General features: G+C 66.9%; 13 protein-coding genes and 1 pseudogene. 9 read left to right on the top strand and 5 right to left on the bottom strand.

The genetic code is table 11. The features are described 5' to 3' along the window. Positions 1–8 precede the first annotated feature (8 nt). A complete protein-coding gene (locus ACMVY4_RS05720) occupies positions 9–848 on the bottom strand; it encodes an LLM class F420-dependent oxidoreductase (RefSeq protein ID WP_416899216.1) in 840 nt (279 codons plus the stop codon). A 120-nt stretch (positions 849–968) separates the two neighbouring features. On the opposite strand from ACMVY4_RS05720, the gene ACMVY4_RS05715 reads away from it, so the two are divergent. The 3 genes from ACMVY4_RS05715 to ACMVY4_RS05705 all read left to right on the top strand — a co-directional run bounded on the left by ACMVY4_RS05715 (position 969) and on the right by ACMVY4_RS05705 (position 2,723). Then, on the top strand, positions 969–1,292 hold the full coding sequence (locus ACMVY4_RS05715; protein WP_416899215.1) for a hypothetical protein: 324 nt from the start codon (positions 969–971) through the stop codon (positions 1,290–1,292). A gap of 46 nt (positions 1,293–1,338) precedes the next feature. Further along, complete coding sequence (locus ACMVY4_RS05710) at positions 1,339–2,229, top strand: alpha/beta fold hydrolase (protein ID WP_416899214.1); 891 nt, start codon at positions 1,339–1,341, stop codon at positions 2,227–2,229. A gap of 68 nt (positions 2,230–2,297) precedes the next feature. Then, on the top strand, positions 2,298–2,723 hold the full coding sequence (locus tag ACMVY4_RS05705) for a hypothetical protein (RefSeq protein WP_416899213.1): 426 nt from the start codon (positions 2,298–2,300) through the stop codon (positions 2,721–2,723). Between the two features lie 8 nt (positions 2,724–2,731). On the opposite strand, the gene ACMVY4_RS05700 is transcribed toward ACMVY4_RS05705, so the two are convergent. The 3 genes and pseudogenes from ACMVY4_RS05700 to ACMVY4_RS05690 form a co-directional block, all read right to left on the bottom strand. Next, positions 2,732–6,130 (bottom strand): toll/interleukin-1 receptor domain-containing protein, encoded by a 3,399-nt coding sequence (locus ACMVY4_RS05700; protein ID WP_416899212.1) that lies wholly within the window; start codon positions 6,128–6,130, stop codon positions 2,732–2,734. A gap of 88 nt (positions 6,131–6,218) precedes the next feature. Next, positions 6,219–6,689, bottom strand: a complete 471-nt coding sequence (locus ACMVY4_RS05695) for a nuclear transport factor 2 family protein (protein WP_416899211.1) — start codon at positions 6,687–6,689, stop codon at positions 6,219–6,221. 99 nt (positions 6,690–6,788) lie between these two features. Continuing rightward, a pseudogene (locus ACMVY4_RS05690) lies at positions 6,789–7,317 on the bottom strand (Lrp/AsnC family transcriptional regulator). 88 nt (positions 7,318–7,405) lie between these two features. Here ACMVY4_RS05690 and ACMVY4_RS05685 point away from each other — a divergent pair. The 6 genes from ACMVY4_RS05685 (at position 7,406) to ACMVY4_RS05660 (ending at position 13,097) form a co-directional block, all read left to right on the top strand. After that, positions 7,406–8,590, top strand: a complete 1,185-nt coding sequence (locus tag ACMVY4_RS05685) for an indoleamine 2,3-dioxygenase (RefSeq protein ID WP_416899210.1) — start codon at positions 7,406–7,408, stop codon at positions 8,588–8,590. 83 nt (positions 8,591–8,673) lie between these two features. Next, positions 8,674–9,198 (top strand): DUF3833 domain-containing protein, encoded by a 525-nt coding sequence (locus tag ACMVY4_RS05680; protein ID WP_416899209.1) that lies wholly within the window; start codon positions 8,674–8,676, stop codon positions 9,196–9,198. 57 nt (positions 9,199–9,255) lie between these two features. Further along, a complete protein-coding gene (locus ACMVY4_RS05675; protein WP_416899208.1) occupies positions 9,256–9,747 on the top strand; it encodes a MarR family winged helix-turn-helix transcriptional regulator in 492 nt (163 codons plus the stop codon). Next, positions 9,740–10,960: a cytochrome P450 gene (locus ACMVY4_RS05670; RefSeq protein ID WP_416899207.1), complete on the top strand. Its 1,221-nt coding sequence runs from the start codon at positions 9,740–9,742 to the stop codon at positions 10,958–10,960. The genes ACMVY4_RS05675 and ACMVY4_RS05670 overlap by 8 nt, the downstream gene beginning before the upstream one ends. A 29-nt stretch (positions 10,961–10,989) precedes the next feature. After that, positions 10,990–12,492, top strand: a complete 1,503-nt coding sequence (locus ACMVY4_RS05665) for a flavin-containing monooxygenase (protein ID WP_416899206.1) — start codon at positions 10,990–10,992, stop codon at positions 12,490–12,492. A 47-nt stretch (positions 12,493–12,539) separates the two neighbouring features. Continuing rightward, positions 12,540–13,097, top strand: coding sequence for a histidine phosphatase family protein (locus tag ACMVY4_RS05660; protein ID WP_416899205.1), 558 nt, complete (start codon positions 12,540–12,542; stop codon positions 13,095–13,097). Positions 13,098–13,106: 9 nt separating this feature from the next. Here the strand turns inward: ACMVY4_RS05660 and ACMVY4_RS05655 are convergent, their stop codons facing one another. Then, positions 13,107–13,595 (bottom strand): RNA pyrophosphohydrolase, encoded by a 489-nt coding sequence (locus tag ACMVY4_RS05655; protein WP_416899204.1) that lies wholly within the window; start codon positions 13,593–13,595, stop codon positions 13,107–13,109. Positions 13,596–13,598: the final 3 nt, after the last annotated feature.

The raw sequence follows: 13,598 nt of genomic DNA, 5'->3' as shown, positions 1-13,598 counted from the left end.
GCGAGCCCTCAGAGTCCCGCCAGCTTCGCCATACGGTCCAGCATCGGCAGCACCTTGTCTTCCTTCTCCGGCGGCAGGCCGAAGACCAGCCGTTCGACGCCCGCATCGGCAAAGGTCTTGATCTTGTCCTCGTCCTGCTGCGCCGCGAAGATCGTCACCGGCAGTTCCTCCGGCCCGCGATCCGCCTCGGCGGCCATCTGGCGGAACTGCGAAAGCGTGTCGGTGATGTCCCAGCCGCGCCCGTCGATCGGCATCCAGCCATTGCCATAGGCGATGGCACGCTTCGCACCCCCCGGAAAGCCGCCGCCCAGGATGATCGGCGGCCCGCCCTTCTGGACCGGCTTCGGCCAGGCGTAGACGGGGTCGAAGTCGACATGCTTGCCGTGATACTCGGCCTTGTCCTGCGTCCAGATCGCCTGCATCGCCTCGACCTTCTCGCGCATGATGCCGAAACGCTTCGTGAAGTCGGTGCCGTGGTTCTCCATCTCCTCGCGGTTCCAGCCCGCGCCGATGCCCAGGATGACGCGGCCGTCGGAAAGCTGGTCCAGCGTCGCCACTTCCTTGGCCAGCTGGATCGGGTCGCGCTGGATCACCAGACAGATGCCCGTGCACAGCTTGATCTTCGACGTCACCGAAGCTGCCGAGCCGTGCGACACGAACGGATCCATCACGTCGTGATACATCTTCGGCAGGTCGGGGCCGCCCGGCCACGGCGAGAGCCGCGAGGCCGGAATGTGCGAGTGCTCGGGAAACCAGAGCGATTCGAAGCCGCGCTCCTCGGCGGCCTTCGCCAGCACCGCCGGCCGGATGGAATAGTCGGTCGTGAAGATCTGCACGCCGTATTTCATGAAACCCTCCCCAGGATTGACGGCGCCGATCCTAGCAGCCCGATCGTCCGCCGTCTCCGGCCTGATCCGACAGCCGGGATGCCGCGTATGGGTGGAAAAGAGCGAGGGGGGAATCATACGGTGAAACTGCCCTATACCTGTCATACGGCGTTCGGCGACACCTACGAGATCGAGTTCCAGCTGCACGACGCGACCGAAAACCCGATGCGGACCGGTCAGCTCGTCGATGCCATCCTGGGCGCAATAGATCGGGACATCGACGTCTGCGGCGACACGTCGAACGGCGATGTGCTGCAGGCGCTGGCCATGGCGATGGCAATCCGGAGCGGCATGATCCACGCGCCCAAGCCGGTCACCGACCAGCTTGCCCGGGACCTGCTGGACCGCGCCATCGACGCCATGAGCGAAGCCAACCAGACATCGCCCGAAACCGGCCACGCCTGACCGCAGCGCGATTGATCGCCGGGGCGGCTTCTGGAAGCATGCGCCGATGCAGGAGAGGATCATCGACGCTGGCGTCCTGAATGTCGCCTACCGCGAATACGGCCCCGCCGCCGGCTGGCCCGTGATCCTGTGCCACGGCTTTCCCTATGACGTGGAAGCCTATGCCGAGGCTGCGCCGATGCTGGCTGCGGAGGGCGCGCGGGTCATCGTGCCGTATCTGCGCGGCTATGGGCCGACGCGGTTCCTTTCAGCAGCCACGCCGCGCTCGGGCGAGCAGGCCGTGCTCGGCAACGATCTCCGCTGCCTGATGGACGCGCTGGGGATCGAGCGGGCCGTGCTGGGCGGCTACGACTGGGGCGGCCGCGCCTGCTGCGTCGTCTCCATCCTCTGGCCGGAACGGGTGACCGCGCTGGTCTCCGGCAACAGCTACAACATCCACGACGTCGCCCGCGCGATGGAGCCCGCGCCCGCACGGCTGGAAGCGGCGTTCTGGTACCAGTACTACTTCAATCTGGAGCGCGGCCGCCGCGGGCTGGAAGCCAACCGACGCGACATCACCCGCCACCTCTGGGAACACTGGTCGCCGGCCTGGGCCTTCGACGACGCCACCTTCGAAAAGACCGCCGCCAGCTTCGACAATCCCGATTTCGTCGACGTCGTCATCCACTCCTACCGCGTCCGCTACGGGCTGGTCGAGGGCGATCCGGCGGTGGCGGAGATCGAGGACGTGCTGGCGAAGCAGCCCGACATCACCGTCCCGGCCATCACCATCGACGGCGGCGCGTCCGGCCTGTTCGACAGCACCGCCCGCCACGCGAAGAAATTCACCGGCCCGCACGAGCACCGCCGTTTCGAGAGCGCCGGCCACAACCTGCCGCAGGAAAGCCCGGACGAATGGGTCCGCGCCGTTCTGAACGCCAAGGCGCTGGCGGGTTGAGGCCTTGCATTGCCGCCCTTCGCTGGCGCCGGTAGCCTGAGGGTCCGGGCTGCAAGGGGGACCGCATCATGATCAGACTGGCGCTGCCGATCCTCGCCATGACCGCGCTTGCCGCGCCGGCGCTGGCGACGGATGTCTGTCAGGGACCCGACTGTCCGCCGACGGCCACGAGACCGCACCTTGCCGGCAACACCAATGGCGGTTACCCGGTTGCGGCGGCCGCGCGCATGGTGAACGGCAAGCCGAGCTACCTTGTCCGGTTCAGTCAGGAGACCCATGACTGGTCGAACATCACCGAATACGCGATCAGCACCGATCTGACCCGCGCCGAGTATCGCCGGGAGTTCGCCGAACGTGGCGTCGAGACGCCCGGCATCATGACCAACATGTGCCCCGGCGCGCATGCGATGGCCGAGGACGGCAGCCGCGAATACTGGGTTGTCGTCTGGGTGAACAAGGACAACACGCTGCTGCCCTGCATCTCCGCACCCTGAGCCGCGATCTACTCCTCGGGCACCGGCACGTTCTCACCGGCGTCGCGTGCGGCGAGCCAGTCGCGCCAGACATCGCCCCGATAGGGCTGGATCGGCCGCCAGTTCGCCGGGTCCGGCTCGGTTTCCAGACCCGGACCGGTGATGCACCAGCGCGGCGGCGCGGGATCGAGGAACGCGGCCCGCCGCTCGTCGACGGGCAGACAGCGCGAGAGCGACGCCTTGGCCTTCGCCACCAGCGCCTGCGTGTCGGGTTCGGTATCCGGGATCGCCGTTCCCTCGGCCGACACATACAGGACGGACCGGCCGTCGGGCAGGAAACGGACATCGCCGGTCTGGACCGCGGCGTTCTCCTCGTCGGTGATGGCGATCTCACGCAGCAGCCCGGAGGTCGCCGTGTCGAAGATGCGCACATGGCCGTCCCAGGAGATCGTCGCGGCGCGGGTGGCGTCGGCATTGAAGCGTGCGGCAAGCAGGCTGGCGTCATGCCCTTCGAGAACACCAAGCGCCGCGCCGGTGTTCACGTCCCAGATGCGTGCGGTCCGGTCCTTCGACGCCGTGATCAGCCGTTCGCCGGTGGCATCGAACTCGACGCTTTCGATGACGATGTAGTCGACATCCCCGCCGCGCCAGCCCTTCGGCGCCTTGCCGTGGCCCTCCATCACGTGAACCAGGCTGCCGTCTGAAGTCCGCCAGAGCCGGACCTTGCTGTCGTCGGCCACGGTCGCCAGCAGGCTGCCGTCCGGGCTGATCGCCATGTCGCGCAGATAGGCTTCGTGATCGGCCAGCACCGCGATCCGCTCTCGGCTTGTCAGGTCCCAGAGATGGACATCGCGATAGCTCATCGCCGCCAGCCGGGTCCTGTCGGGCGTGATGGCCAGCGTGCGGTTCGGGTTCTTCGGCGCGGCCAGTGTCTCTTCGGCACCGGTCCCGTCGAGGGAGACGATGCGTATCGGCGGCGCCTCGCCGCCATTCAGATGGAAGGAGACGGCGAGGCGGCCGTCACCCAGCTCGACGACGCCGCCAATGACCAGGTTCTCGCCACCGACATCGACCTCGGCGAGTTGCTTGCCGTCAGCCACGTCATGCAGCGTGATCACCCCGTTCCAGCGGCCCACGATGACGCGTTTCCCGTCGTCGCTGAACTGCGCCAGCCGGATCTGTTCGGGCTTGGTCTCGAGCCGCCACCGGGTCTCGCCGGTCGTCAGATCGAGCAGGGCGAGCCATTGCGGGTCGCCCCGCGGGGCTGCGAGATAGCTGCGGCCGTCCGGAGAGAGACCGAAACCGTGGCCGATCCCCTCGAACGATCTGGCGTCCGTCGCTGCCGTCTCGAGACTCCATATCCGGATGCGCCCGTTGCCGCCGCCCGTGATCAGCCGTTCGCCATCGGGTGTGAAGACCAGCGCCGTGACCGCTTCGTCGACGCCGTCCAGCGTGATTTCGGGCTGCCAGCCGCCATTGGGCAGGATGACGGCCCTGGCGGCCTGCCCGCCGATCGCCAGCCGCGATCCGTCCGGGCTATAGACCAGTTCGTAGACGGCGCCGGTGCCGAAGTCGAAACGGTCCCCGATGTAGCCGTCGGCGACGTCCACGAAGATGATCTCACCCTTCCGTGTGCCGAGCACGACCCTTGCACTGTCCGGCCGGTAGGCCACCGACTCGATCGCATCCACGCCCTGAATCTTCTGCGGCTCAACGATCGGGAGGCTGGTCGCCGGATCCCAGATCGCGAAGCTGCCGTCCCCGCCGATGCTCGTCAGGGACTTGCCGTCGGGGCTGTAGACGGCCTGTCTGACAATCGCCCGATGACCGCGCAGCACCCAGAGGAAAGTCGGATCGTCCATGGACCAGACGATCACCTCGTCCTTCATCCGGAGCGCGACCCACTTGCCATCGGGCGACACGGCTGCCCGGTTCGGGATCATCGCGCCGGGGATGTTCTCCAGGCAGTAGACTTTCGAAAGGTCGGCCGTCCGCCAGATACAGGCGTCATTGGCGCGGGAAGAACTGACGATCTTCTCGCCATTCTCCACAAAGACCGCGCCCAGCAGCGGCTGGTCATGGGCCTCGAAACTGTGCAGCAGCTGGCCCGTCCCGACATCGAACAGCCGGACATTGCGGTCGTAGTTGCTGCCGTCATCGACGGCAGTCAGCGCCAGCTTGCCGTCCGGGCTGAAAGAGGCCTCGTGCAGCAGCCAGGCATGGGCTTCCAGCTCATGCGCCAGCCGCCCGGTCGTCAGATCCCAGATTCTCGGCTCGAAGTCCCCGCCGACCGACAGCAGCCGCGTTCCGTCCGCCGAGACGTCGAAGCTGCCGATCCCGGGGCTGTGCCCGTCCAGCACATGAAGCTCGCGGTTCCGCGTCACGGTCTCGAACAGCAGCCGTTCGGCCTGCGGCACGGCCGGACGGGACGACAGCGGTTTGCCGTCGGGGCCCGGCGTCGCATCCGGCAGCGCCTCCAGCGCCAGCGCCATGGCGGCGACAAGATCGGTGCCCTGCCCCGAGGTACGCTGCACACCAAGATCGGCGAGGAACCGGGACTGCGTGCTCAGCGCCTGATCCAGGTTCCGCTGCGCCTCTTCCGCCCGTGCATCGGCCCGCGCGGCGTTCGCTTCGGCCAGCCGGGCGTTCTCCTGCGCCAGATCGGCATTGGTCTGGGCGACGTCGCGCTGCCGGTCGGCCTCGATGCTCTGCCACGCTGCGACCGCCGCCAGCGCCAGGGTCGCCGCCGCGACGCCAAACGAGCCGCCGATCCACCAGCGCTGCCGCCGCAGCGCCTGACGCCGGCTCTCGGCGATGAAGGCGGATTGCCGCTCGGTCAGCACCGGGGCCTCGCGCGGTCGGTCGTCGCGCCAGCGTTCGGCATCGGCAATATCCTGTCCGCGCAGCAGCAGCCGCGAGGGCCGGCCCTGCTCGTGCCAGCGCCGCGCCAGGGTGGCGATCCTCGTGTGTTCGCGGATCCAGTCGATATCGACGCCCAGCGCGGAGACCAGGCTGTCCACGGCGTCCTCGAAGCGGTCCCGCTCGGTGCAGAAGATGAAGTTCAGATGGGTCAGCGGTTCCGGAATGGTCTCGGCGGGCACATCGTCGATGACGATGGGCGCGATCCGCTTGTTCAGGTCGCGCGCCAGATCGACCTCCCAGGCGCAGACCTCGGAAGCGGCGGAATGCGGGCTGAGCAGGAAGACGATGGTGTCGGCCTCGGCGATCAGCTGCTCCAGCCGGACCCGCCATTCCTCGGTCGGCAGGATGTCGTCGGTATCGCGGAAGACGCCGAAATGCCGGTCGCGCAGCACATCGGCGATGCGCTGGGCGCGTTCGCGGTCCTTGCGGGAGTAGGAGAGAAAGACCTTCGCGTTCTCGTCCCCGAGGTCCAGATCGTCCTCGGGCGGGGTCGTCTTGTCGCTCATGCCGCATCCGCGTCGTTGTCGCCGGGGCGCAGACTGTCCGGACGCGCTGCGAATGACAAGCCCGGCGGCCCGCCCTCAAGTCCGGAAGTCAGTTGCCGAAATGCGGCTTCGTATCCTCGCGGTCGAGAAGCCGTTGCGTCTCGCGTTTGGCCAGCCGGTCGAGCCGCAGGGCCGGGAACGACATCATGTGCCGCGCCGTCTGGGTCGCGGCAACCTCCCGGTAGCTGGCGATCAGGCCGTCCTTCAGATCGCAGATCGAGACGCCCTCGAAGCCGGCCCGGACGCCTCTGGAATCCGGCAGCTTCGAGTTCCAGCTGAACAGGTAGCGGGCGTAGCCCACGCTGCCGTCCGACACCGGATCGTGAAAGCTCCAGCGGAAGTTCTCGCCGTCGCGATAGAAGAAATCGGAAAACAGCCGTGCGATCTCCGCCCGGCCCTGGAACGACCCGTAGAAGTCGTCGTGATAGACGCCGTCAGGCGTGAAACAGGCGGCGGCCTCCTCGAAAGCGCCGCGGCACACCGCATCGCCCATGCGGACGATCAGGTCCTCGAATGACATGCTTGTTCCTCCCCAGGAATTGCCGGACCAATGCTAGCCCGGTTGCAGCGCGGATTGAAAAGTTTCCTGACCGCAGCATCCCCGATCCCCGCCAGCGGCCTATTCCTCCGGCAGGTCGGGTTCCGGCCAGTCTTCCGTGACCTCGGCCTGCACGGGGCGTTCGACCAGGTTGGAAAGCGTCACGAAGCTGCGCGTCGAGACCACGCTTTCCAGCGCCAGCAATTGCCTGAGCAGATGCTCCAGCGCGGTCGAAATCGGCCAGCCGCACCTTCAGGATCATCGAGGTGTCGCCGGTGACCGAGTGCGCCTCCTCGACTTCCGGCAGCGTGCAGATTTCCTGCATCGCACGGCTGTAGCCCCAGGTCTGGGTGGTCACGTGGATGAAGACCAGCAGCGGCTTGCCCACCGCGGCCCCGTCGATCTGCGCGGCAATCGAGCGGATCACCCCTGACCCCTTGAGCCGCTTGACCCTTTCATGCACGGCCGGTGGCGAGAGGCCGACGGTGCGGCCGAGATCGGCGTAGCTCTGCGACGCATCGGCGACAAGCGCGCCTAATATTCTTCGGTCCGTCGGGTCTATCGGCGGCGGTGCCGCGCCCCTTTTCCGAATGGTTTCTGTATTTGCCATGCCTGCTCCGTTTCGGGTTGATCGCCGAACGTGATTCACCGATCTAGCCATTCAAAGCATAGATCATTCAGCGATTGGAGCGAAACAGATGAACATCATCGACACCGACCTTCGCCTGGGCGACTTCGGAATCACGCCGGAACGCGGCTTCCTCTCGGCCTTCAACCCTGACGAGACCGCACTGCCGGAGAGCATGAGCACGGTCCGCGATCACGCAATGGCGCTGCCCCGGCTGCTGCCGACCGGCGACGTGCGGCGGCGGCTCCGCGCGATCCCGGCGCCGGACATGGACGCCTTCCTGGCCGAAGCGGACGAAGCCCAGCGGCGCATCGCCATGGTTCACCTCTCCTTCCTGATCCAGGCCTGGGTCTGGGGCGAACCCGAGGCGCCGAGATCGCTGCCCGCGAATCTCGCGGCGCCGGTCTGGCGGCTGGCGGAGGCCATCGGGCAGCCGCCCCTGCTGCCCTATTCGGGCTATGTCCTCGACAACTGGGGCCGCATCGACGCGGATGGTCCGATCACGCTGGAAAACGTCTACATGATCCAGCAGTTCCTGGGCGGCCAGGACGAGAACTGGTTCGTCACCATCCATGTCGCCATCGAGGCCGCCGCCGGCGCGCTGCTGGCGGAGGTTCCCGGCCTGATCCGGGCCGCCGACCGAGGCGAGATGGACCTGATGGAGGACCATCTGGCGGTCATGGCCGGCGTCTGGGAGAAGATGATCGCCATCTTCGACCGCATGCCGGAGCGCTGCGATCCCTACATCTACTTCAACCGGGTGCGGCCGTGGATCCATGGCTGGAAGGATAACCCGGCGCTGGGCGAGGGCCTCGTCTACGAAGGCGTCACCGACGCCGAGGGCCGTCCGCAGAGCTTCCGCGGCCAGACCGGTTCGCAGTCCTCCATCGTGCCGACGGTCGACGCACTGCTGGGTGTGGGCCACGCCCATGATCCGCTTCGCAGCTTCCTGGACGAGTTGCACGCCTACCGCCCGCCGCAGCACCGGCGCTTCATCGACGCCGTCCGCGCCCGCTCTACTGTCCGCCAGCGGCTGGAGCATGACGGCTCGGTGTCGCAGAAGGAGGCCTACAACGCCAATGTCCAGGCGCTGGCCCGCTTCCGCACCCGGCACCTCGAATACGCCGCCAGCTACATCAACCGCCAGAACCGCGACGCGGCCGGCAACGACACCGAAGTCGGCACCGGTGGCACGCCCTTCATGAAGTACCTGAAGAAGCACCGCGACGAGGCCGAGCGGCATCTGCTGCGCTGAGACGGAGCGGCGGCGGGCTGATCTGCGGACCCGCCGCCGCCGTACCCCCCGGCGTTGGTTCCGCGAGAGGAAGAATCGCCGCGATGAAATGGCTTCTGCCCGCCCTGGCCCTGCTGCTGCTCAGCGGCTGCGGCACCCCCGATCTGGACGACTACCGCGATCAGGGTCCGCCCCTGGTGCTGGACGACTATTTCCTCGGCAAGACCCGCGCCTGGGGCCAGTTCCAGGACCGCTTCGGCGAAGTCCGACGCCGTTTCGAAGTGCTGATCGACGGCCGGATGGACGGCGACGAGCTGGTGCTGACCGAGGACTTCACCTATGCGGACGGCGAGACCGAGACACGGGTCTGGCGCATCCGCCGGCAGGGGCCGGACACCTGGGAAGGCGTATCCGACGGCGTCGTCGGCACGGCTTTCGGACGGCAATCGGGAAATGCGGTGAACTGGCGCTACGACTACGACCTCGCGGTGGGCGACAGCGTCTGGCAGGTCCAGTTCGACGACTGGCTCTGGCGGCAGACCGAGGACGTCGTGATCAACCGCGCCTATGTCTCGAAATTCGGGATCACGCTGGGCGAGGTGTTCATCACCTTCGTCAAGGAGCGCTGACGCCCGGCCCGCATTGCTTCCATTTGAAATAATTCCATCTGGAAGTAAAATCGGCGGATGGACACCGCGCGCCCGCCTGCCATCCGCCTGGACGACTACCTGCCCTATCTGGTGAACCGGATCGGACCGCCAGTCGAGGACGGGTTCGGGCCGCCGCTGCATCGGGCCGGGATCACCCTGCCCATGTGGCGGGTGATCGCCGTAGTGCTCAACGACGGGCCGCAGCGCCTCAACGATCTGGCCGCCCGGATCAGCCTGCCGGCCTCGTCGGCCTCCCGGCTGGTGTCGGAGATGGTCGCCGAGGGCCATCTGAGCCGTGTCCGCAACGACCGGGACGGCCGCGCGGTTCATGTCGACCTCACCGAACCCGGCCGCATCATCGCCGGCGGGGTCGCCCGGGCCGCGGCGCAGTACGAAGATCACATCACACGGAATTTCACCGCTGCCGAGACAGCCGAACTCAAACGGCTGCTGAAGAAGCTGCACGGCGCCCTCGCCGATGCGGACGCGATATGGGACGGCGCGACGGAGGAGACGAGCCATGGCTGAAACCGCCGAAGCGGAGGGTGCGGCGCGCGCCTTCGACATCTACGACCTGCCGCGGTCCTTCCTGGAGGATCCGTTCCCGACCTATCACCGGCTCAGGGACACCGATCCGGTGCACCGGAACAGGGACGGGACCTGGTTCATCACCCGCTACGAGGACGTGGCCAAACTCTACCGGACCAAGACGACCTTCTCCGACAAGACGGAGATGTATGTGAAGAAGTTCGGCGAGGGACCGCTACTGGAGCAGCACACGAAATCGATGCTGTTCTCGGACCCGCCGGCGCATACCCGCATCCGCAAGCTGGTGGCCCACGCCTTCACGCCGCGCGCGATGCGGTCGCTGGAGCACCGCGTCGTCGAGCTGGTCGACGATCTGCTGGACCGCTGCGAGAGGGACGGCGGCATGGACCTGATCACCGGCTTCGCCTTCGCCCTGCCGGTCGAGGTGATCTGCACCATGCTGGGTATCCCGCCTTCGGAGCGCGAACCGCTGCAGCGCTGGTCCAACGCCATCCTGACGCCGCTGGAGCCGGTGGCGACGCCGGAGATGGTGGCGAAGGGCAACGATGCGGTGGCCGAGTTCAAGCAGTATCTGAAGGAGTTGCTGGACGACCGCCGCGTCAACCCGGCGAAGTATGGCGACGACATCCTGAAGCAGCTCACCGAGGCGGAAGAAGACGGCGACCGGCTGACCGAGACCGAGCTGATCCAGAACTGCATCTTCATGCTCAACGCCGGGCACGAGACCACAACCAACCTGGTCGGCAACGGCGTCAACGCGCTGCTGGATTTCGACGATCAGCTGAAGCTGCTGCGCGCGCAGCCCGACCTCATCGACGGCGCGGTCGAGGAGATGCTGCGCTTCGACAGCCCCCTGCAGATCGGCAACCGGGGCGTCAGCGAACCCATCGATTTCGGCGACGTCACCCTGCCGGCCGGCACGCAGATCATGACCTCGATCGGCGGCGCGAACCGGGACCCGGCCCAGTTCTCCGATCCGGACCGCTTCGACATCACCCGCAAGCCCAACCGGCACATCGCCTTCGCCGCCGGCATCCATGCCTGCCTCGGCGCGCCGCTGGCCCGGATGGAGGGCACCATCGCCGTCGGGCGGCTGGTCGAACGCTTCCCCGAAATCCGCCGCGCGGGTCCCGCCCGGCGCGGAGGTCGTGCGCGTTTCAGGGGCTTTGTCTCGCTGCCCGTTCAGGTATAAGTGACCCCCGGTCAGAAGGGAGGTCCGCCATGAACGTCACCGCTGCGCCCCAGCCGTCCGTCTCGCAGGATGTCGAGCACTTCGACGTGCTGATTGTCGGCGCCGGCATTTCCGGCATCGATGCGGCCTACCATCTGCAGAAGAACAACCCGTCGAAGACCTTCACACTGCTGGAGAAGCAGGAGGATTTCGGCGGCACCTGGCACACCCACAAGTATCCGGGCATCCGCTCCGACAGCGACCTCTTCACCTTCGGCTATGGCTGGAAGCCCTGGCGCGACAAGCCCATCGCCACGGCCGACAAGATCATCCGCTATCTGGACGAGGTGCTGGACGAGCAGGACATCCGCCGCCACATCCGCTACCGCCAGGAGGTGAAGTCGGCGAAATGGTCCAGCGAGGACCAGCGCTGGCATGTCGAGGTCTTCGACGCCGAGGCCGGCGAGACCCGTCACTATTCCGGCAGCTTCCTCTGGATGTGCCAGGGCTACTACAAGCACGAGCAGGGCTACACGCCGGACTTTCCGGGGTTCGAGACCTACAAGGGCACGGTCGTCCATCCGCAGAAGTGGCCCGAGGATCTGGACTACGCCGGCAAGAAGGTCGTCGTCATCGGCTCCGGCGCGACCGCGGCGACGCTGATCCCGGCCATGGCCGACAAGACCGAGCACATCACCATGCTGCAGCGGTCGCCGACCTACTTCTTCGCGCGGCCGAACGAGAACGAGCTGTTCAGCATGCTGAAGCCGCTCGACGTGCCCGACGAGTGGGTGCACGAGATCGTCCGCAAGAAGATCCTGCACGATCAGCAGATGATACAGACCCTGTCGTTCAACCAGCCGGACTACCTGAAGAACGAGCTGCTGACGGCGGCGAAGGAGCATCTGGGCGATTCCGTCGATATCGACAAGCACTTCACCCCGCGCTACCGCCCGTGGCGGCAGCGGCTGGCGCTGATCCCGGACGGCGACCTCTACAAGGCGATCAAGGCGGGCAAGGCCTCGGTCGTCACCGACGAGATCGACAGCTTCACCGAGACCGGCATCCGCACGAAGTCGGGCGAGGAGCTTGAGGCCGACATCGTCGTCACCGCGACGGGCTTCGACTTCTGCATCCTGGGCGACGTCGAGTTCGAGATCGACGGCAGGCGGCTCGACTTCTCGGACTGCGTCACCTATCGCGGCGTGATGTATTCCGGCGTGCCGAACATGGCCTGGGTCTTCGGCTATTTCCGGGCCAGCTGGACGCTGCGCGCCGACCTGATTGCCGACTACATCAGCCGGTTGCTGACGCATATGGACGAGAAGGGCGCCACATCGGTCACGCCGACGCTGCGCGACGAGGACAAGGGCATGAACTTCGGTCCCTTCATCGACCCGGAGAACTTCAATCCGGGTTACGTCATGCGCTCGCTGCATCTGCTGCCGAAGCAGGGCGACAAGGACCCGTGGCGCTTCGAGCACGACTATCACGCCGAGAAGAACGTGCTGCCGGCGGCCGAGCTCGACGACGGAGTGCTGATCTACCGCTGACCCGGCCGCGTAGCCATGGCGTGTTCGATCCCGAACGGAGACGCGCCATGATCCGACGCCTGTTCCTGATTGCGGCTGCCTGTCTGCTTGCCGCCCTTCCCGCCGCCGCCGACGACTTGGCCGCGGCGAAGGAACCCGGCGCCATCGTGATCATGCGTCACGCGCTCGCCCCCGGCACCGGCGACCCGACGACGGTGGTGATCGGCGACTGTTCCACCCAGCGCAACCTGGACGACCGGGGCCGCGATCAGGCGCGGCAGATTGGCGCCGCCTTCCGAGAACGCGGAATCGGGTTCGACCGCGTGCTGACCAGCCAGTGGTGCCGCTGCCGCGAGACGGCGGAACTGCTCGGCCTCGGCGCGGTCGAGGACCTGCCGGCCATGAATTCCTTCTTCCGCCGCTTCGACCGACGCGAAAGTCAGACCGCCGAGCTGAAAGGGTTCATCGCCTCGCTGCCGGCGGATGCGCGGGTGATGCTGGTGACGCACCAGGTGAACATTTCCGCGCTCACCGGTCAGGGCACCTCGTCGGGCGAGGCGCTGGTGCTGAAACGGCTGGACGGCGGCGAGGTCGAGGTCACCGGCAGCATCTTGATCCGGCCCTAGAGATTGAGGCTACCGCGCCTCTTCCGGGAAGTGCGGCGCGAACTCGGCGACGACCTGGCGGTAGGTGTCGCGCTTGAACTCGATGGCCATGTCGACGAGTTCCGAGAGCCGCGCCCAGCGCCAGGTCTCGAATTCCGGGTGATCGGTCTCGATATCGATGTCGGTGTCCTCGCCGGTGAAGCGCAGCAGGAACCATTTCTGCGCCTGCCCGCGGAAGCGGCCCTTCCAGACCTTGCCGACCAGATGCGCCGGCAGGTCGTAATTCACCCAGCCGCCGGATTCGGCGATCAGTTCGGCCTTGGCCGTTCCGACCTCTTCCTCGAGTTCCCGGAACGCCGCGGTCCGCGGGTCCTCGCCCTTGTCGATACCGCCCTGGGGCATCTGCCAGGCCTCCACCTGCTGGTCGATGCGCTGACCGACGAAAACCCGCCAGTCGCGGTTCACCAGCATGATGCCGGCGCAGGGCCGGTAGGGAAGTCCGTCGGTCTTCTCGGTCATGCG

It is taken from the genome of Minwuia sp. (assembly GCF_048007105.1).
Lineage (GTDB): Bacteria > Pseudomonadota > Alphaproteobacteria > Minwuiales > Minwuiaceae > Minwuia.
This window is presented reverse-complemented; position numbering and strand designations above follow the sequence as displayed.